Annotated in this window: 18 protein-coding genes; 14 read left to right on the top strand and 4 right to left on the bottom strand. The window is 50.8% G+C overall.

The genetic code is table 11. The annotated features are described in order from the left end of the window. Positions 1 to 30: 30 nt before the first annotated feature. From QPM17_RS01195 to QPM17_RS01150, 10 genes are all read left to right on the top strand, one after another. Positions 31 to 1443 (top strand): TIGR03013 family XrtA/PEP-CTERM system glycosyltransferase, encoded by a 1413-nt coding sequence (locus QPM17_RS01195; RefSeq protein ID WP_285388060.1) that lies wholly within the window; start codon positions 31 to 33, stop codon positions 1441 to 1443. Positions 1444 to 1502: 59 nt separating this feature from the next. After that, positions 1503 to 2147: an XrtA/PEP-CTERM system exopolysaccharide export protein gene (locus QPM17_RS01190; RefSeq protein WP_285388057.1), complete on the top strand. Its 645-nt coding sequence runs from the start codon at positions 1503 to 1505 to the stop codon at positions 2145 to 2147. 57 nt (positions 2148 to 2204) lie between these two features. Next, complete coding sequence (locus tag QPM17_RS01185) at positions 2205 to 3731, top strand: XrtA system polysaccharide chain length determinant (RefSeq protein WP_285388054.1); 1527 nt, start codon at positions 2205 to 2207, stop codon at positions 3729 to 3731. Next, the gene (locus QPM17_RS01180) at positions 3731 to 4645 is read left to right on the top strand and encodes a P-loop NTPase family protein (RefSeq protein WP_285388051.1); all 915 of its coding nucleotides are present in this window, start codon (positions 3731 to 3733) and stop codon (positions 4643 to 4645) included. The genes QPM17_RS01185 and QPM17_RS01180 overlap by 1 nt, the downstream gene beginning before the upstream one ends. Continuing rightward, entirely contained in the window at positions 4638 to 5924 is a 1287-nt protein-coding gene (locus QPM17_RS01175) for an outer membrane beta-barrel protein (protein WP_285388050.1), read from the top strand. The genes QPM17_RS01180 and QPM17_RS01175 overlap by 8 nt, the downstream gene beginning before the upstream one ends. Before the next feature lie 16 nt (positions 5925 to 5940). Next, positions 5941 to 6864, top strand: coding sequence for an XrtA system polysaccharide deacetylase (locus QPM17_RS01170; RefSeq protein WP_285388046.1), 924 nt, complete (start codon positions 5941 to 5943; stop codon positions 6862 to 6864). Then, on the top strand, positions 6858 to 8015 hold the full coding sequence (locus QPM17_RS01165) for a glycosyltransferase family 2 protein (RefSeq protein WP_285388044.1): 1158 nt from the start codon (positions 6858 to 6860) through the stop codon (positions 8013 to 8015). Before QPM17_RS01170 ends, QPM17_RS01165 begins: the two co-directional genes overlap by 7 nt. A gap of 7 nt (positions 8016 to 8022) precedes the next feature. Next, positions 8023 to 9159, top strand: a complete 1137-nt coding sequence (locus QPM17_RS01160; protein WP_285388042.1) for a glycosyltransferase — start codon at positions 8023 to 8025, stop codon at positions 9157 to 9159. Next, positions 9063 to 10400 carry a CoF synthetase gene (locus QPM17_RS01155; protein ID WP_285388040.1) on the top strand — a complete coding sequence of 446 codons (1338 nt, stop codon included), beginning with the start codon at positions 9063 to 9065 and terminating at the stop codon, positions 10398 to 10400. Before QPM17_RS01160 ends, QPM17_RS01155 begins: the two co-directional genes overlap by 97 nt. Positions 10401 to 10830: 430 nt before the next feature. After that, a complete protein-coding gene (locus QPM17_RS01150) occupies positions 10831 to 11442 on the top strand; it encodes a glycosyltransferase (RefSeq protein ID WP_285388038.1) in 612 nt (203 codons plus the stop codon). Positions 11443 to 11548: 106 nt separating this feature from the next. On the opposite strand, the gene QPM17_RS01145 is transcribed toward QPM17_RS01150, so the two are convergent. Genes QPM17_RS01145 through QPM17_RS01130 form a run of 4 tightly spaced genes read right to left on the bottom strand, consistent with a single transcriptional unit; the run spans position 11549 to position 15267 of the window. Beyond that, entirely contained in the window at positions 11549 to 12292 is a 744-nt protein-coding gene (locus tag QPM17_RS01145; RefSeq protein WP_285388036.1) for an SDR family NAD(P)-dependent oxidoreductase, read from the bottom strand. An 8-nt stretch (positions 12293 to 12300) separates the two neighbouring features. Beyond that, complete coding sequence (locus QPM17_RS01140) at positions 12301 to 13599, bottom strand: FAD-binding oxidoreductase (RefSeq protein WP_285388034.1); 1299 nt, start codon at positions 13597 to 13599, stop codon at positions 12301 to 12303. Beyond that, on the bottom strand, positions 13596 to 14861 hold the full coding sequence (locus tag QPM17_RS01135) for an ArnT family glycosyltransferase (protein ID WP_285388032.1): 1266 nt from the start codon (positions 14859 to 14861) through the stop codon (positions 13596 to 13598). The genes QPM17_RS01140 and QPM17_RS01135 overlap by 4 nt, the downstream gene beginning before the upstream one ends. Positions 14862 to 14865: 4 nt before the next feature. Beyond that, on the bottom strand, positions 14866 to 15267 hold the full coding sequence (locus QPM17_RS01130; protein WP_285388030.1) for a GtrA family protein: 402 nt from the start codon (positions 15265 to 15267) through the stop codon (positions 14866 to 14868). Between the two features lie 42 nt (positions 15268 to 15309). Here QPM17_RS01130 and QPM17_RS01125 point away from each other — a divergent pair, with 42 nt between their 5' ends. From QPM17_RS01125 to QPM17_RS01110, 4 genes are all read left to right on the top strand, one after another. Next, positions 15310 to 16197, top strand: a complete 888-nt coding sequence (locus QPM17_RS01125) for a decaprenyl-phosphate phosphoribosyltransferase (protein ID WP_285388028.1) — start codon at positions 15310 to 15312, stop codon at positions 16195 to 16197. Continuing rightward, positions 16194 to 16619 (top strand): divergent PAP2 family protein, encoded by a 426-nt coding sequence (locus tag QPM17_RS01120; protein ID WP_285388027.1) that lies wholly within the window; start codon positions 16194 to 16196, stop codon positions 16617 to 16619. The genes QPM17_RS01125 and QPM17_RS01120 overlap by 4 nt, the downstream gene beginning before the upstream one ends. 218 nt (positions 16620 to 16837) lie before the next feature. Next, entirely contained in the window at positions 16838 to 18169 is a 1332-nt protein-coding gene (locus tag QPM17_RS01115; protein ID WP_285388025.1) for a hypothetical protein, read from the top strand. A 71-nt stretch (positions 18170 to 18240) separates the two neighbouring features. Next, positions 18241 to 19128 carry a glycosyltransferase family 2 protein gene (locus QPM17_RS01110; RefSeq protein WP_285388024.1) on the top strand — a complete coding sequence of 296 codons (888 nt, stop codon included), beginning with the start codon at positions 18241 to 18243 and terminating at the stop codon, positions 19126 to 19128.

Here is a 19128-nt window from a genome sequence, read left to right as displayed (position 1 = left end):
CTATTGTTGTGAGCAGCAAAAGGAGTTGACGTGGCCCACGTCAGATTGTTCAGACACTACATCCACCTTCCGTATGTGGTCCTTGGCCTGATTGATTTTCTGGTGTTGGCGTTTGCCTTCGCCCTGGCTGTATTTTTTCGCTACTTCGGCGATCTTTCCTTCTTCATTGAAAATCTGAACTTTCTGTTGCCTTCGGCGGTTGTGTTTTCAGCAATGAACCTTCTGGTGATGGTGGCACTCGGTGTCCACCAGTCGCGCCTGGAAGAAGGGATGTCCGGCATGATGCTGCGTACCATCATGGCGCTGATTGTCAGTATCCCGCTGTGCGGCTTTGCCTACGTGCTCTCTGCAGACTGGCTATGGTACATCGGCGCCAGCAGTGTACTGACAACCGGGTCCGTATTCGGTTTCTTCCTTCTGGGCATCGCACGCGCAATCTTCTTTGCCACCGTGGGCAAGGAAAGCTTTAAACGGAAAGTCCTGGTACTGGGGGCCGGGTTTCGTGCCAGGCAGATTCACGAAGACCTCAGGACTCCGTTCAACCGCAAAGGCTTTATCCTGACCGGTTTCGTGCCCCTGCCAGACGAACCGGTTGAAGTCAGTGAAGACTATCTGCTGAACATTCCCACAACATTGCACCAATATATAATCAAGCACCCGGTCAATGAAATCGTCGTCGCCGTGGATGACCGCCGCAAGGGTCTGCCCATGGACGACCTGCTGGAGTGCAAGATGGAAGGCGTAAAGATTGTCGATGGCGCAGCCTTCTACGAGCGCGAGTCCAGAAAAGTGGCCCTTGAGATGGTCACCCGTGGTTGGCTGGTGTTCTCCGACGGATTTACCGTGTCATCGGTGTTCGGGTTTGGCAAGCGCTCCCTGGACATACTGGCGGCCAGTATCCTTTTATTGGCGGGGTTGCCATTAATGGTGCTGACAGCCATCGCCATAAAAATTGAAGACGGCCTCAGGGCGCCAGTTTTTTACAGTCAGGAGCGGGTTGGGCTCAACGGCAGTATCTTCAAGGTGCACAAGTTTCGCTCCATGAGAACGGATGCCGAAAAAAACGGTGCTGTATGGGCGAGCAAGAATGACGCCCGTGTTACCCGTGTAGGGGAGTTCATCCGCAAAGTGCGAATTGATGAGCTGCCACAAATCTTCAATGTTCTTAACGGTACCATGGCGTTCGTTGGGCCGCGTCCGGAGCGGCCAGTGTTCGTGGAACAGCTGTCCGAGAAGATTCCGTTCTATAGCGAGCGCCATCGAGTGAAGCCGGGATTGACCGGCTGGGCCCAACTTTGTTTTGCTTATGCTGATAATGAAGAGGATACGAGGGAAAAGCTCCGCTACGACCTATACTACATCAAGAATCAAAGCCTTCTGCTCGACTTATTGATTATAATTCAGACAGTAGAAGTGGTACTGTTCAAGAAAGGATCAAGGTAGTTTCGGGACCAGCTCTCCCCGAGACATGGAAACAGACACGGAATCAGAGAGGAATGACAATGTCATCGAAGTATTCACTGCGGGGGCTGCTGCTGTCCCTGACTGCGGTAGCGTTTTTTGCGGGTTGTGCCGGGCCCCAGCCTTCATCCCAGGATGCTATCAACGAAGCTCTCAGCTTGCAGACATCAACAAGCGTTGATGAATACGTGCTGGGCCCCACTGATGTAATCCAGATCTCTGTCTGGCGCAACGCAGATCTCAGTATGAGTGTTCCCGTGCGGCCGGACGGCCGGGTATCCATGCCTCTGATCGGCGATATTAACGCCACCGGTAAAACGCCGGAACAACTCGCCAACGAAATCGAAGAGGGACTCACCAATTATATTCGCGAGCCCAAGGTGACCGTTGTGGTCACCTCGATGGGCAGCCACGAGTTCAGCGACCGGGTACGGGTAACCGGTGCAGTCAATCAATCCATCTCAGTGGCCCACAGGTCTGGGATGACGGTACTGGATATGGTGCTCAGTGCCGGCGGCGCAACTCCCTTTGCCAAACTCAACGATTCCATGCTCTATCGTTCGGTGGGCAATAAGATGGTGGCCATCCCCGTTCGCCTGGACGACATCCTGAACAAGGGGGATGTATCCACCAATTACCGCTTGCGGCCCGGGGATATCCTGACCGTGCCGGAACGTAATTTTTAAGATCAGAGATGACCGTTGCCTGAAGCAGGCTGCGTAACCGGTTAGCAGGTAAGACAGATGGCACTTCCACTAAGTCAGATCCCTTCAGAAATGATCAGAGAGGTCCGGTCACGCAAGTGGCTGGCCTTCTTCCTGTTCGCGATTGTCAGTTTCGCTGTGCTGGGGGCAGGGTTTGTCTGGCCTTACAAGTATCAGTCCCAGGTTGTGATATTTGTTGACGACCAGAATATTATTCGCCCACTGATGGAAGGGAGCGCGGTAACAACCAATATTAGCGACCGCACCTCGGCTGCAAAAGAAATGCTCTGGTCGAGGGATGTGATGTCACAGGTAGCGAAGGACAAGGACATCTTCGGTCAGGACGCGGACCAGCTCAGCGACGAAGCCCTGGAACGGAGAATCGGCATGCTCCGTGCCAACATGAACGTGCGTCCCCGTGGCGACCGTTATTTCAGCATTGGCTACACCTCCGAATCGCCCATGCAGGCCTTCCGTATTGCGCAACGCCTGGGGCAGCTGTTTATATCCGAGAATTCGGCAAGCAAACGCAAGGAAAGCCGTAATGCTTACGACTTCATTGACAAGCAGGTCAAGAACTACGAATCCATCCTTGCTGAAGTTGAGCAGAAGCTGAAGAAGTTCCTCTCTGAGAATGTTGACGGAACCGAAAGCGAGGCCAACGCCCGAATGGCCAACCTGCGCCGGGAACTGGAGTTGGCCGAAATGGAGCGCACCGAACTTATGGCCCGGGCAGAGTCCCTGGAATCCGAACTGCAGAACGTGCAACCAATGCTAAGCCAGGGCCGGACGGCGGACGCCTATACCCGCAGAATCCGGGAGAAGGAGGCCATGCTCGATGAAATGCGTCTGCAGTACCATGATACCTACCCGGATATTGTTATCTTGAAAGAGCAGATTGCAGAATTGAAAAAGCAGAGGGACAGGGCAGCCCAGAGCGGTGAGCTGGATGAGGCCGCCAGTGAAGGCGACCAGCTGGTCAATCCCCTTTACCAGGACATCAGCGCGGAAGTGGCCAAGACACGCGCCAGTATCCGTACCCAGGAATCGCGCATCAACTCCCTTGAAAGCCTGATCGCCGAGCAGGAAAGGCGCATGGAGCGCATCCAGGACAACAAGGCACAGTATTCCGAGCTCACCCGGGATATGGAAGTCAACGAACAGATCTACAACGATCTGCTCAGACGCCGCGAAAAAGCCCGGGTATCCATGCACCTGGACATCGAAGGCCAGGGCCTGAATTTCCGTATCAACGAATCTGCCCAATACCCGCTGGACCCGATAGGCCCACAGTTTCAGTTGTTTGCCTCTGTAGGCCTTATTCTCGGGGCACTGGCCCCGTTCGGCCTGGCTGCCGGCGCATTGCAGGTCGATCCTCGTGTACGAGCCAGAAAACAGCTTGAAGACGGTATTGGCCTGCCAGTGCTGGCTGAAATTCCCCGTGTACGAACGCCCTACGAGAAACGTAAAGACCGCTGGTTAACCGTTTCAGTCTCTGTATGCGCTGTACTGGTTGTCGCCGCCTATGGCGGAGTGGCCGGTGCTGCTCTGATGGGAGTTATTTAATGACAGAGCAAAAACAGGACCGGGAAAGGGAAGAGATGGAAGCCAATTACCGCTCCGAGAATGACAACACGCGTGCGGTGGATTTCAGGGCAAGAGAGCGAAAAAGCGAGCTTCAGAAGCAGGACACGGGTTCCGATGGCGCGCACGGTGGCGACTTCGCCCAGTGGGATGATTCCCGCATGCTGGTTCCGAGCTCCCTGGAACTGGGCCCCGGCGCTGTCGACAAGTATGTTATCAGCAAGCAGATCGTCAAAATGCAGGAGCCACGCCGGCTCACCCATGACGATATGGACGAGAGGCGCATCATTTACCCGGAGTCGCAGAACCGGACCCTGGTCAACCGTTTTCGCCATCTGCGTACCAAACTGCTGGAGGTGTCTGGCGGCAACAATTTCACCATGGTGGTCAGCGGAGCCTGCGAGGGTGCCGGCTCGTCTTTCATGGCCCTGAATCTGGCGGCAGCCTTTGCTTTTGACCAGTCCAAAACCGCTCTGATCATCGACTGCAATCTGCGTAACCCGACACTGCACGCCCAGCTCGATCTGGCTGCGGAAACCGGCCTGACGGACTTTCTGGAAGACTCGGACTATGACATCGGGCGGATTATCTACCCCACGGGCATCCCGCGCCTGCGACTTATACCGGCTGGTAGCCAGCGCGAAACACCGGCAGAATTCTTTACTTCATTCCGCATGAAACAGTTCCTGCAGGCTATCCGCCGCCGCTACCCGGACCGCTTTATCGTGCTGGATACCGCGCCCATCAGCGATTCACCGGATGCCCGCATCCTTGGTGAGCTGTGTGACTACTCGATGCTGGTCGTGCCCCACGGCAAGATAACCGCTACCGCCGTCGAAAACGCCGCCCAGGCATTTGACCCGGAAAAGTTTGTAGGAGCCGTAATCAATGGTTGATGTGTTCGGATCAGGGAAGATCCGGTGGATTGCCTCCATCGGCACCGGCTTGCTGATAGCAACAACAGGCCCGGCGATTGCAGCCACCAATAGCCTGTCGGGCGGTATTGATAACCGCTTCTCGGACAATGCCCGCCGTACCTCGTCAGATGAGCAGAGCGACCTGGAAACCCAGGTAAACCTGAACTTCCAGCATCTGAGCGACCCTGGCCAATGCACGTCCTCGGTGGACATGCGGGTTGGTTACACCTACTGGCACGACGATGCCTTTGACTCCGAGGCGTTTGCCAACGGTAGCCTGCGAGGGCAGTGTGAGCTGGCCAAGGGATTGATATGGCAGGCTTCAAACACTGTAAGCCAGGTCAACCGGGACAACCGTCAGGCCGACACCCAGGAAAACCGCACTCGCAAGAACGTATTCCGCACCGGCCCGGTATACACGCTGCAACTGACCCAGATCGACCAACTCCAGTTCTCCGCCACCTATGAAAACACCGAATTTGAGGAACCGGAAGAGCCGGACAGTGAACGTGTTAGCGGAGTAGTCGCGTATAACCACAGCTTCAGCCAAACACTACAGGGTGGGTTATCAGTTACGGCAGAACGTACAGAGCTGGATACCCAGGAGGAGTTGGACCGCGAATCCGCTGTTGCCACATTTAACAAGGTCTGGGCAACAACCCGGGTAAGCGGGTCCCTCGGTGCAAACCGCCAGGAGACGCGGCTGGGCAGCCGGAAAGTTTCCAGCGACGGCGTTACCGGAACTTTCAGCCTGGGGCGGGAAATCACGCCCAGTAGTGAATTTACCCTGAATGCCGATCGCCGGCTAACGGACCAGACGTCCACCCTGGGGCTCCAGTTTGAGGACTTCAACTTCAACCTCACCGAAACCTCCGCCGTGGAAGTGACCACTGTAAGGGCCGGCTACAACAACCGATTCAGCAACGGCTCTGCTTTCGGGGCAGAACTTTCTGCGAGCCGCAGTGATTACGTACAGTCAGGTGACCGCGAAGAACGAAGTGGTATTAACCTGCGCTATTCGCGGCCGGTGACCGAATTGCTTTCCTGGTTCACCGATGCCGCCTACGAACATCAGCGATTTGAAGATGAAGGTTCTGAAAACGACCTGGTTTCGGTGTCTCTCGGTCTTGATTACCGGCTGAGTACCCGGATGGAGGTTCGCTCGGCGATCGGGCATCAGCAAAAGACCAGTGACATTCCGTCCAGGGAATATGATGAGAACTGGGTTGCGGTTTCCCTTAACTATCAATTCTTCTGAGTAGGGGAGCGTATCCATGAACAGCAATGCCGACATCAGCCGGATAGAAAACGCCCTCACTATCGATGTGGAAGATTACTTCCAGGTCGCTGCACTGGCTGAAGCCGTACGCCGTGAAGACTGGCACTCCATGGAGTACCGGGTAGAGGCTAACACCCATCGGTTGCTGGAATTGCTTGAGCGACACAACACCCGGGCAACCTTCTTCACCCTCGGCTGGGTGGCCGAAAAATCACCCCAGCTGGTTCGCGACATCCAGAAAGCAGGGCACGAGGTGGCCAGCCATGGTTATAGCCACCAACTGATCTACGACCAGACGCCAGAAGTATTTCGCGAAGAGACCCGTCGCTCCAAACAGATCCTCGAAGACATAACCGGCGAACCCATCACCGGGTATCGCGCCGCCAGTTACTCCATTACCAACCAGTCCCGCTGGGCTCTGGACATACTGGCAGAGGAAGGGTTTGTCTGGGATTCTTCCATATTCCCGGTACACCACGACCGGTATGGCATGCCAGGCACACCGCGATGGCCACATCGGTTAACGACCGACAAAGGTTATGAACTGGCCGAGTTTCCCCTCAGCACACTGAAGTTCCCCGGTTATACACTGCCCATCGCCGGCGGTGGCTATTTCCGGTTGTTCCCTTACTGGTTCAGCCGCTGGGGCCTCGGAAGCATCAACCGCCAGGGCCAGCCATTCGTGTTCTACCTCCACCCCTGGGAAGTGGACCCGGGCCAGCCCAGGCTGGACGTAAAATGGTTTTCCCGCTTCCGGCATTACAACAACCTGGAGGTATGCGAACACCGGCTGGACCAACTGTTGGGGCACTTCCGTTTTACCGCCATGGGCGACGTACTGAGAAACCAGCGACTGCTGGAGAAGGAACCACCGGCAACCGCCGGCCACAACAGAATGGAATCCGCTTCACCATGCTAGTCCCGTTATTCTGGCTGTCCCTGTTACTGCTGTTCTACGTCTATTTTGGATACCCGCTGATGGCAAAGGCGTTGGCGTCACTGCGCCCCAAGCCTGTAAAAGCCAATGACGATTACCAGCCAAAGGTGTCCATACTCATTGCCGCCTACAACGAGGCAAAGGATATCGAGGCCACTCTACTGAACAAGCTGGCGCTCGACTATCCCTCAGACAAGCTGGAGGTCCTCGTTATCTCGGATGAATCCGACGATGGCACCGACGAGATCATAGAGCGCGTGGCAGCTTCCGCCCGCTTTCCGATTCGCCTGTTCCGCCAGGTACCGAGACAGGGCAAGACCGCCGGCCTGAATACGCTGGTACCGGAAACCACCGGTGATATCATCCTGTTTTCCGATGCCAACTCCCAGTGGGACGCGCAGGCCGTAAGTCGGTTGTGCAGCAATTTCGCTGACCCGGATGTGGGCTATGTCACCGGCAAAATGGTCTACGTGAACGACGACGGTTCCCTGGTGGGCGACGGTTGCAGCGCCTACATGAATTACGAGAACTGGCTGCGGGAGCAGGAAACCAGATTAGGTTCCGTGGTAGGCGTGGATGGCGGAATCGACGCGATGCGCAAAACACTCTACCAGCCCCTGAACGCCGACCAGCTTCCCGACTTCGTACAGCCGCTGAAAGTGGTAGAGCAGGGCTACCGGGTTATCTACGAACCCCGGGCCCTGCTGAAGGAAGAAGCCCTGAACGACAGTGACAGCGAATTCAGCATGCGGGTGAGGGTCAGCCTCCGCGCCTTGTGGGCACTGAAAGATATGCGGCACCTGATGAACCCCCTACGGGACCCGGTGTTCGCCTGGCAGTTGATCTCCCACAAACTGCTACGCTACGCCGCGTTCATACCTTTGGCCACGCTGGCACTGGCCACGTTGTTGCTGGCTCCTGCCCGGGGCATCTACACCCTGGCATTTCTCGGCCTGGTCGTCTTCCTCGCCCTGGCCTGGACCGGCCACAAGCGGGAAACCGGGGGCGAGTCACTGTCTGTCATCTATTCGATACCTTATTATTTCATGCTGCTGAACATGGCCTCCTATAAGGCCTGTGTTGCCTTTCTGAAGGGCGAGAAGAAAGTTATCTGGAATCCAAGGAAGGGTTAACCTCGGTATGGGACTCAAAGTACTACACCTGATTGATAGCGGTGGCCTTTACGGTGCGGAGAAAATGCTGCTGAACCTGGTGCAGGAACAGTTGAACCGAGGCCATGAACCTATGATTCTGAGCGCCGGCGAGCCTCATATTGAGGAGAAGCCAATCGAGTCAGAGGCAAAGAGATTGGGCTTACCGGTAATGGCGTGGAGGATGACTCCCGGGCTCAACCTCAAAGAGGCCTGGCGCATTATCAAATGGGCGCAGGCGAAGAACTACCAGTTCCTGCACTCCCATGGATTCAAGTTTAACGTACTGATTGGATTGTTCCCGAGGTTTCTCCGGAAGATCCCCTCCATAACAACGTTGCACGGATACGTTCACGCCAGGCGTTTCAGCAAAATGTGGGTCTACGAGTGCATCGACCGCGTTGCAATTTACCGTATGGATGGTGTGGTGCTTGTCGCGGAAGCAATGAAAGGGGAGATCCCGGAACGTTCGCGCGCTTCCCTGAACATCAGGGTCATCCCAAATGGCCTGAATATAGCTGATCTGAAAAAGCGGTCCACCGTTGCGCTTGAAGACCAGATCCAACAGTTTATCAACAGCCATGAACTCGTGATCCTTGGTATCGGCCGTCTGTCTCGCGAGAAAGGCTTCGATCATCTGTTGCGTGCTTTCCATAAAGTGAAAAGCGAGTTCCCAGGGGCAGGGTTGATTCTGGTGGGTGAAGGCAAGCAACGGGATGCATTGGAGGGTCTGACCGCAGAGTTGGATCTCAGTGAGGCAGTCTTAATGCCCGGCTACTGCAGCAATGTTCCCGCTTTACTGAAACAGGCCCGATTACTGGTTATGCCGTCGCTTACGGAAGGCTTGCCAATTACATTGCTCGAGGCCATGGCTATTGAAACGCCGGTATTGGTGTCTGCGGTTGGTGAGATGCCCAAAGCCCTTGGTTACGGTAAGGGTGGGCATATTACCCAGTCCATCGAACCGGCAGAACTTGCAGATGCCATGATTGCTTTGTTGCACAACTCCTGCCTTAAAAAGAAAACCGAGTGGGCGGCACAGGCGGTGGTGAGAGATTACTCGGCAGAGGCGATGACAAACAATTACCTGTCACTTTACAACACCGTTGCGGGGCAGAAAACGTGATTCGTAAACTCAGATACATGCTCACGCGCTTGTTTTTTCTCTGCATGGGCTTGCGGGTTTCCAAGTACCGGAAAGAGGTTGAGGCCTTGTGGGCGCTGCCCGAGGCTGAACGAAACAATGAGCTGGAAAGGCTGCTTCGTAAATATCAGCCTCTAAATGCCGCTGGAGAGGAGGTTACGAGCCTTGCAAAGCTGTTCAGTTCACCTCCGTTGTCCAAGCAGACTTTGAGGGAACAAGACAGCCAAGGGTCAGGGAAAAAGATCGGTCGTTTTGGTCGTCATACCGCAGGTACCACTGGAGAGCCAACCCATGTGTCGCTGAGTCGGAGTGAGCTCGGCAGGATGTTGGGGGTCAGGGATTATTGTTTTAGGCATTATGGTGTGAAGCTTGGCGAGCGCGAGGCCCGATTGTGGGGTAGGCGGGAGGCAGGAGGCATCAAGCAGATAGCGAAAAACTTTGTCATGAACCGGAGGGTATTTCATCCCGTTGGGATGAATTCAGTCAAGGATATTGAGCAACTGCTGGAGTGGAGCCCAGATTACCTTTACGGTTATTCATCCTTGCTTCTGGAAGCTGCTCGCATTCTCTATTCTGAAAAGGTTCAGTTTAATTCACCTAGGTGTGTCGTTTGTACGGCCGAAACAATACTTCCGAGCCAGAAAGCGTTTATAAGCAAAGTATTCAAGGCGCCTGTTGCTGAGGAGTACGGAACAACGGAATTTGACATAATTGCATTTGAGTGTTCAGTCGGCCACCGGCATTTAGTGAATCCTTGGCTGATCGTTTCTGCCAGCGGAGACTCCATTTTGGTCAGTGATGTATCACGTAGGAGTCAAATGCTAATAAACTATCAGCAAGGCGATGCAGCGTTAATCGAAAGTAATTCCTGCAATAAGTTGGGGGATCAGAAAGAAATACTGTGTTTAGAGGGGCGCTCAATTAACCGGTTCGCTTTTGTAACCAGAAGCGATAAGTTTCATTCTGTAGCTTTTGCCGACGAACTTGATGCCTATATGAAAAAAGAATCCGTGATTTTTGGTTTTGTTGTATTGCAGAAGGATTATGGGGTTTTCGAAATTGCATTGAATACTCATTCGCTCGATGGCCTAGAGTCGATTGAGGAGTATGTGGCTAATGCAATTGAAAAAAGAACGGGGTTTAAGATTTCAGTTTGTTGTACTATAGACAACAACCCTTTCTATGGAAAGAAAGGTTATTTTGTTCAAAATATTCATTCCTAGTTTATATTACGTCATCAAATATGTGGTAGTTTTAATGTCGAATCGGTTATGGATTTCCTGGGAAGATCATAGAAGGTCAAGAGAGCTAGCGAGGGAGTTTGGGGCAAGCTATCACCCAATATTGCTAGATGCTAATAGGTTTGTTCGGTACCCGATTTTGTCTTTTCTGACAATTATTCGTTTAATAAAGTTGAGGCCATCTCTACTGTTTTGTCAGAATCCGTCTATTGTTTTGACTTCTTTTCTGGTTGTAATACGACCATTTTTCCGCTTCCGGTTAATTGTCGATCGACACTCAAACCTTAAGCTTGAAACAATTCAGTCATCATCCGCAAAATGGCGACTTTTTCACTACTTAAGTCGACTAACCATACGAAAAGCGGATCTTACCATAGTTACAAATGAAGAGATTAAGGAATTGTGCCAAAAGATGGGTGGAAGGGCGGCTGTCCTACAAGACAAGATTCCTGAACTTAGAGCTGGAAAACCAAGAGCTCGCCCGGGATTCATGCAAGAACTTGATAAACCACAGATCATGTTTGTGACTATGTTTGATCCTGATGAACCGATTGACGCAATAATTGAAGCGTCACGTAGAATGCCTGAATATGTATGCTATTTGACGGGAAACTATAAAAAAATATTTCGAAATAGAAGTCTTGATGAAAATGTAGAGACCAGCACCATATTCACTGGTTTCGTGTCTGATGAAGATTATCTGAGCCTGATGGAGAATTCAGATCTAGTAGTTGTGCTAACAAAAAAAGATTTGATATTAAACTGTGGGGCCTATGAGGCAATATCATTTAATAAGCCACTTATACTTAGTGATACCGCTACATTGAGAGATTACTTTAATAATATTGCTGTTTATACTAAGAATGATTCTCGGAATATAGAAGAAAGCATTAAATGCTGCTTGGCAGTTTCTGATAGTATGGTGGCTAACGTAATTGATGGAAAAGTTGAGCTAAAGGGCGACTGGGAGAATCGTTTCATAGATATAAATGAACAGATAAAAAGTATTGAGGGATGCCGTTAATTTACAGAGTTCGATTGGCGAAATTACGAAAATAATCGTGTATCCGATAGAGAAAATATATTAACTATTGTGTTCTATACCAAGTCTTTTGATAAGGTGGTAGTCGTTAAATATTAAGTTTATTGAAAATAAAGGATGGCATGTGTTTTATTACTAGCATTATGATCCGCCATTTTTCTGGTGCATAGATAGTTAATCGGTTTTTATGGATAGCGCCAACTATAGCAGTGGCCACGTCCACAGGTTTTGCAAGGTTAGTACCCTCCAGCTGCATTTCTTTGGTCATAGGTGTTGCTGTCGGACCGGGCTTGATTAGTGTCACTGTTACACCCGTCCCAGCGAATCGATGCTGCAGCCCCTGAGTATACCTCTCAACGAGGCCCTTTGCTGCTCCGTATGAATAGTTTGATTTCCTGCCCCGGTCACCCGCAACAGAGCCAATAATTGCCAATGAGCCATAGTTGACATCTTCCATTTTGCCTGCCAAAGCCTCGGCAAATAATGCAGGGGATAGGCCGTTTACGGCAAGCGAGTCCGCACAAACATTGAGGTCTATTTGACAGTTATTCTGATCCGGAAGCGAGCCATGAGCAATCAAAGCGATATCTATCCTTCGGTTGCTCGTTGTCTCATCTACGGTTGCCTGAATGGCTTCTGGAGAGAGGAAATCTGTTGCCAGAATAGTAACATCAGATCCGGGGCTTCGAGCCTTCAGATCATCCGCTACTCTCTGGAGCCTCTCTGCGCTGCGACCTACTAGGCTAAAATGAGTTGCCTCTTGCTCTGCCCAGATCCTCGCGCATTCATGCGCCATTGCAGACGTGGCACCTACAATTACGATATGTTTCATATTGACACCTAACTTCCAATGAGGCGGCGAGAAAGGCTGGAGCTGATGCCCAGATCTCTATATTTCAGAAATTCCTCCAAGTGAGGATAGCCTGACTCGAAAAGTTCTCTTGGCATTCTCGCATCCTTCGCAGGGTAAATTCTGCCTCCGGCTTCCTGGACGATCGCGTCAAGTTGCTTGAACAATTGATGCGTATGGGGCCCATTATTCGGGAAGTCGAGAGCCAAGGTTACACCATGCATCGGAAAGCTCATCATGCCGGGTGCGAGCCTTTTACCGAAAGTTTTCAATACAGCGAGGAACGATCCTTCTCCCGAGTGTTTTATCGCGTCCAGCATGGCACGTGTGGCCTCTAGGCCATTTGTGCGGGGAATAACGCTTTGGTACTGATAAAAGCCCTTGGGTCCATACATTCGGTTCCATTTCAGAATGTTGTCCAGAGGATAGAAGAACGGCTGATAGTGAGTGATGCTGCGGCCAGCATTTCGGGCCTGAAGGTGGAAATAGGCAGTGTTGAAAGGTTTTAATGATAACTTGTTGAAAAAAGACACCGGCGGCACAAACGGCATAGTCAGTTGTTTGCTTCGGGGTGGCAAGTCTGGTGACGCGGTCGTTGGGTTGCCACGCATAAAAATACCACGGCCTTGGCGTCCACCCAGGCAGTCAATCCAGGATACAGTGTTTTCCCACCCGGCTTCGGAGCTGTCTGCCAACTCAAAAAACTGTTCGAGGCTATAATAGGGTATGGTTTCAGTTTCCAGCCATGGGCCGTCTACCTTTCGTAGTTTAATTTTTGCTTCAAGAACAACTCCTGTAAGCCCCATGCCGCCAATCGTCGCCGCTAACCAATCCGTATTTTTTGTGGTGGAGCACTCGATTATCTGGTTGTCTGTTCTCGCCAGCCTGAGATATTGAACATGATCTCCAAAGGTTCCGAATCGATGATGGTTTTTGCCATGAACATCGTTAGCTATTGCGCCACCAACAGTAATCAACTGGGTGCCGGGAGTGACTGGCAGCATCCAGCCTCTTGGCACGAGAACGTTTTGAATGTCTCTGAGTAATAAGCCCGCCTCACAGTGCAGAATTCCGGATTTATCATCAAACGAAATGAAGTTATTTAGATCAGTGGTCTGCCACGCTGTGCCCCGTGGGTTAAGGCAAATGTCGCCATAACTTCTTCCCATGCCATAAGCAATTCCAGGCAGAGGTGGCCGGGAGAGCTGTTCTGAGATTTTCTCCCGCGATAGCGACACCGTATAGTGCAGTGGCGCTCCCAGTCGCCCCCAAGAGCTCAGCGGTGTCATGTTTTGGCGTCCTGTCTCAGGCTTCCGAGTGCATAGTCAATATAGAAGAACAAAAACGGCAAGAAAACGAAGTGGAACCGAGTGGTGCCAAAGAACACTGTGTACACGAATGTGCCAGAAAATACCGCAAGAATCGGTATGAGTTGGCTGTAAGATTTCATTTTTAGGCATTGTTGTGCGGTGTAAATAAGGCACGGGACTGCCAATATGATCAGTAGCATATAGGGTATCTGCGCTGTCCATTTGGCAACATATAGTGAGATTTTCTCAATTTGACTGGGAGACTCTATACCTTCCAGATTCCAAGCGATCCCCTCTGCATCGGTTTTATATAGCGCAATCAGTTTCAGAGGGATCATTTTTAAGAAAGTGCCTGGTTCATTCTGGATAAACTCAATCGCGAGCTTTTTCGCTTTCTTGTCCCGCTCTGTTTCATCCAGCCCCTCGAGCGGTGCAACAACTTCATCGTCATATTTGTAGCCACCACTGGCGTGAGGGTTGTTGCCGATGTAAAGATTAATACCACCGTTGTTAGATATTGGGATCACAGCATTAAAGTGTTCGTAGTTTCTCAGACCCCAGGGTATGACCATCACGATCGTGGTCAGCGCAATAATTGCGAGATGACCCGCGTGTGCCGGTCGGCGGTGGAGAAAGGCAAAGAGAAGCAGAACAGCACCAGGAAAGATTACAATTTGCGGTTTCACAAAGGCCCCGATAGCAGTGGCCAACGATGCGGAGACAATCAATTTCGCGCTGGAGTGCTTAACAACCCTTATCAAGAAATAAATAACGAGGCTTACAAAGAATAAGGCTAGAGGTTCGGAGGCATAGAGATTGGCGTAGGCGATGTGATTGGGTGATAGGGATAAGTAGCCAATAACGAATAAGCCAATGCTGGTTTTCTGATAGAGCTTTGCAATCCTGTAAAAGATGAATGCCGTACCGGTGTACAAAACAATATTGACAAGTTTTCCTGCGAGGAGAGAGCCTTGGGTCAGCCAGAGAACACTGCCGAGAAAGGCCGGGTATCCCACTGGCCAGTACGCAGTCGGTTGACCATCCGGATAGACGTAGCCTTCTCCCCCGGCAATAGACACCGCCCTGGAAAGATAAACCATAGTATCGCTTACCGGCGAGGTATCTACGAGGGCAATCCAGACAAGCCTGCTTAGGACACCTAAGGCTAGTAAAGACAAAAATACGCTTTTGGATGAAGCTCTGTGATAAGCCTCGGAAAGTGCGAGTCGGATAGATTGCATTGGGTTATATCGCCTCCGTGCGAAATACATAACGTTTGTCGAGATGGTATTTGGCTACGTAACCAATGGCAAGGCCAATGATTCCTCCGAGATATCGCATTTCTTTGGTTTCGAAGAGAAAGTGAAAGCCAAACTCGAACCCCCAGAAAATAACGGTAGTGGCGACGCCCATCACAGCGTAGAGGACAAATGTCTGGCCATCATGTACCATATTTTTGCTCTGGAATCCGAATATGTAACGTTTATCCAGTACGTATTTCAGTACCAGGCCAACGCCGGTCCCGACGATGACGGATGTTATCAGGCTGAAATGCCCTGAGTAGACGCGGAGAGTCAGGTCCTGTGCACCAATATTTGCCGCAGTGGCAATTAATGCGAGAATTGCGTAAACCAGAGCGAGTTTCATTAGGAAGCCGGTAGTTATTAAAGGGATATTAGGTAATAGCCCATGGATAATACAGCAGTAAACCGTCGACCTCTACGGCAGGTAGCTGGTCTGATTAAGCTCATGCGCCCGCGACAGTGGGTGAAAAATGGATTTGTTCTGGCGCCGCTTGTTTTTGCCGGCGAATTTCTCGATCCCTCTTCCGTAAGCGGTGCTCTCTTGGCCGTTGCGTTATTCTGCGTGGCCTCCTCCGCAACTTACATCATTAACGATGCGCGGGACATTGAAGACGACCGCCGGCACCCGACAAAGTCTCGTACCCGTCCATTGGCTGCAGGGACAGTTTCAATGCCTGCAGCCATGGTTTTGCTTGTGCTGTTGTATTCAGCATTAGTCGCGGGATGGTTTGCTGCTCCCGGAGTTGTCGCAGTTATTCTGGTATATATGGTGCTCAACCTGGCATACAGCTTTAGTTTGAAGCACCAGCCGGTGTTGGATATTTTCACCATTGCAATTGGCTTTGTATTGCGCGTCTATGCCGGAGCTGTGGCGCTGGATGTCCCGGTGTCTGAATGGATGTTTGTCACGACTCTTTGTCTGGCGTTGTATCTGGCTGCTGTGAAGCGTCGGCAGGAAATCAGCCAGAGTGGCAATGAGGGACGGAAGGTCCTGGGTAGTTATTCGGTTGCGCTTATTGATCGCTATGCAGAAATGTCGGCCACCGGTGCGCTGGTGTTTTACAGTATGTTCGTGATGGAGTCGCGGCCCGAGCTGGTTATAACAGTGCCGCTGGTGTTATTCGGCTTATTCCGTTACTGGTACGTGGTCGAAGCGCTGGAGGGCGGCGAGTCTCCTACGGATGCTCTGTTATCTGACTGGCAGTTACTCGTGACGGTGGTCTTGTGGATCGGTGCCTGCGCTTGGTCGCTGTGGCCGACGGCGGCTGCATGATGGATTTCTCCTATGCCATTACGCCCTTTTTAGCTTGGTTGGTAGCCGGTGGGCTTAAATTCCTTATCAACAGTGTTAAGGCGGGTAAGCCCGCATTTGGCTTGATTGGTTATGGTGGTTTACCGAGCAATCATAGCTCCATAGTGAGCAGCATTGCGGCTTTGATTGGCCTTAAAGAAAGCATTGAGCATCCAGCATTTGGAGTGGCGGTGGCTTTGGCATTTATTGTTGTGTTGGACGCAAGCAGTCTTCGCCGGCAGATTGGCAGGCAGGCAGTCGCGATTAATCGCTTGGCGGATTCCAAGGAAAAGTCAATCCCTCAACTGAGAGAACGAATTGGGCATACCTTTATTGAAATAATTGCAGGAATAGGCACTGGTATTCTGGTTGCAGCTGTCACCCATTGGGTAATGCAAATTTGATCTAAGTATCAGGTATTGAGCACATTTCAGTCAGTTGGTTGTCTCGACCGGTGCTACAATTGATGGTGAGCGATTGCTTGAAGTCGGAGACTTTACGACCATTCGGAAGGAAAATGTGTGTTTTTGAAATTCTGTGCTGTGAGTCGCTAACTTCAAAGTTTCTCCGGGTAATATCAGTCGGAGTGACACGCGCCCACAACGAACGTTTGGAGAAGACAATGAAAAGCCGAAATATGTGTGATTTGGCTGCAGTTACCGCGATGCTTGCCCTCGTATCTCCGCTAGTTTTTGCTGCCCCACAGATTTCGCAAGCAACTAGCCAGTCATTCGAGCAAGGAGGCACGTTGATAATCCAGGGTTCTGGCTTTGTTCGAGAATCGCCGGACTCCTATGCGGTCATGTTTGATATGGTTGAGAAGGCGTATATTAACGGCGAAATTAATACTCACCATGATTCTTTCGATGAGTTAGATCCGGTTCAACGAATTAGTGAGGACCCTGATACTCTTTGGTGGAAGCCCTCGAAGAGCACTACAGAAGCAAACCAGACACCAAGTGTTGTAAGGCTTTTAGAAGGGCGATCTTTTTATGACGGTGCATTCTATCAACTCAAAGGATATAACTCCTTTCTTGGCTGGCCATCAGCCTATGGTGGTTCCGAGACACCTGTTGATAATACGAAGTTATATGTGGCTTGGCACCTTAAGATGTCCTATGATCCTAGGTATTACTGGACAGTATCGCCTCAGTCTCAAGAAGGAAGTTTTGTTACTGGTGAGGAGGTTGTGATTAACGGTTCTGAAGGCCGGTTTATAGGGATTGGCACAGCAGGGATTTCAGATGGAATGCTTCATTTTGAGATACCTGGTCATCGAAATGCGAATGATTTAATGGGCCGTGAGATTGTTGGCCAATCATCCGGAGCTACAAGCGTATTTCCTGACGAGTTTGCAAGAGGAACAGGCGTTGGTTATGAAACTCCTGGCTCAAATAAATATCTCAGGGTGTGGGAAGACCCCAACGGAAAGGAAGGCATTAGAATTTCTTGGACCCAAATGACAGTTCACGATGAATGGAAAGCAGCACCGGTTACCCCAGGCCAGTGGCACCTTATGGAGTTCATGCTTGACACTGATGCCAATCGGTTAATGGCGTATACTGACCGGAAGTTAGTAGCGGAAGTCGTTCTGGATGATCAGGATGCTGTTGCCGGAAAGTGGAGTCCTACAATTGCATTGTTAGGTTTTAATGGGAAAATACAAGAGTTTCAAGAAACACGGATAGACGATATTTACATGGACAAAAGTTTTTCTCGAGTAGTAATTGGGCGCAAGTCGCAATTTTCTGACTTAGATTCATATGAATTACAGTATCCGATGAATTGGTCATCTGACCAGATTGAGGTTAAGCTCAATTTTGGTTCAATTGATCCGAAGACTCAAAGCTATTTATATGTAATTGATGAGACTGGCAGTGTGAATGAAAAAGGTTTTCCATTGTGTGATGAATGCGGCGTACCACCTGAAAAAGTGAAGTTGGAGATTAACTGAATTAACTGCCTAATATTTATCAAGATAACACTTTAGTTATTGTTTTGTATCTTTAAGGTTAATTATCTAAAATGGAGTCAAAGCATAAATTGGTTTCCGTCGTGATACCGTCTTATAACCGTGCTAGATATATTGATTATGCAGTGAGCTCTGTTTTAACACAATCATATAGACCATTGCAGCTGATCGTTGTGGATGATGGATCGAAAGACGGAAGCTATGAAAAACTCGCGAGTTATAAAGCTCAGGGGTTGGTAGAGCTTTTGACCCATCCTGATCGACAGAACCTCGGTCAGTCTGCGTCTCTTAACTTAGGTATTCGCAAAGCGAAAGGGGAGTACGTTGCTATATTGGATAGTGATGACCTTTTTTCGGAAGGAAAAATCTCTTCGCAATTGAAGTTTTTAGAGGAAAATCCTGATATAGGTATGGTTTATGGGCAAGGGCACGCTATAAGTGCTGATGGTGATTTTCTCTTTAAGGTTCCGGATGATGGCCATAAGGAAAAAAGCGACCCGAATCGGTTATTATTAGATTGCTATATGGCGTTGCCCGGCGGAGCGCTAATTCGCAAATCAGTTTTGGAGCAGGTTGGCCCCTTTGAAGAGGCCTTCCGTGCCGGTCAAGACCACGACATGGCCCTTCGGATAATGGAAGCAACGAAGGTTGCCTATTTGCCCGAACTTGCGTTCTATTACCGGAAACACGGCGACTCTATCAGTTCCAAAGGGCTGGAGCGGCGCTGGAAAACCGGCATGGAGATTCTTCGGCGAGCGGCCGAACGTTACCCTTACAAAAAAAGTACTCTGCGCAAGCGAAGGGCAGTATTGCATTTTCGGCTGGGGCAGACCTATTGGCGTGAGTCAGGTAGACTGAAGGCGATTCGTCATTTGTTCATTGCTGGTGTTCTCGACCCACTGCGAGCGATTGGCGTTGTACTGGGTCGCGAAAGGGCCTGA

The sequence above is a fragment of the Marinobacter azerbaijanicus genome, assembly GCF_030250645.1.
Classification (GTDB): Bacteria; Pseudomonadota; Gammaproteobacteria; order Pseudomonadales; family Oleiphilaceae; genus Marinobacter; species Marinobacter azerbaijanicus.
This window is presented reverse-complemented; position numbering and strand designations above follow the sequence as displayed.

What these genes read in the sequence shown, in the direction of transcription:
- QPM17_RS01190 (WP_285388057.1), top strand. Translation starts at nt 1,503, where the DNA reads ATGTCATCGAAGTATTCACTGCGGGGGCTGCTGCTGTCCCTGACTGCG.
- QPM17_RS01185 (WP_285388054.1), top strand. Translation starts at nt 2,205, where the DNA reads ATGGCACTTCCACTAAGTCAGATCCCTTCAGAAATGATCAGAGAGGTC.
- QPM17_RS01180 (WP_285388051.1), top strand. Translation starts at nt 3,731, where the DNA reads ATGACAGAGCAAAAACAGGACCGGGAAAGGGAAGAGATGGAAGCCAAT.
- QPM17_RS01175 (WP_285388050.1), top strand. Translation starts at nt 4,638, where the DNA reads ATGGTTGATGTGTTCGGATCAGGGAAGATCCGGTGGATTGCCTCCATC.
- QPM17_RS01170 (WP_285388046.1), top strand. Translation starts at nt 5,941, where the DNA reads ATGAACAGCAATGCCGACATCAGCCGGATAGAAAACGCCCTCACTATC.
- QPM17_RS01165 (WP_285388044.1), top strand. Translation starts at nt 6,858, where the DNA reads ATGCTAGTCCCGTTATTCTGGCTGTCCCTGTTACTGCTGTTCTACGTC.
- QPM17_RS01160 (WP_285388042.1), top strand. Translation starts at nt 8,023, where the DNA reads ATGGGACTCAAAGTACTACACCTGATTGATAGCGGTGGCCTTTACGGT.
- QPM17_RS01150 (WP_285388038.1), top strand. Translation starts at nt 10,831, where the DNA reads ATGGGTGGAAGGGCGGCTGTCCTACAAGACAAGATTCCTGAACTTAGA.
- QPM17_RS01145 (WP_285388036.1), bottom strand. Translation starts at nt 12,292, where the DNA reads ATGAAACATATCGTAATTGTAGGTGCCACGTCTGCAATGGCGCATGAA.
- QPM17_RS01140 (WP_285388034.1), bottom strand. Translation starts at nt 13,599, where the DNA reads ATGACACCGCTGAGCTCTTGGGGGCGACTGGGAGCGCCACTGCACTAT.
- QPM17_RS01135 (WP_285388032.1), bottom strand. Translation starts at nt 14,861, where the DNA reads ATGCAATCTATCCGACTCGCACTTTCCGAGGCTTATCACAGAGCTTCA.
- QPM17_RS01130 (WP_285388030.1), bottom strand. Translation starts at nt 15,267, where the DNA reads ATGAAACTCGCTCTGGTTTACGCAATTCTCGCATTAATTGCCACTGCG.
- QPM17_RS01125 (WP_285388028.1), top strand. Translation starts at nt 15,310, where the DNA reads ATGGATAATACAGCAGTAAACCGTCGACCTCTACGGCAGGTAGCTGGT.
- QPM17_RS01120 (WP_285388027.1), top strand. Translation starts at nt 16,194, where the DNA reads ATGATGGATTTCTCCTATGCCATTACGCCCTTTTTAGCTTGGTTGGTA.
- QPM17_RS01115 (WP_285388025.1), top strand. Translation starts at nt 16,838, where the DNA reads ATGAAAAGCCGAAATATGTGTGATTTGGCTGCAGTTACCGCGATGCTT.
- QPM17_RS01110 (WP_285388024.1), top strand. Translation starts at nt 18,241, where the DNA reads ATGGAGTCAAAGCATAAATTGGTTTCCGTCGTGATACCGTCTTATAAC.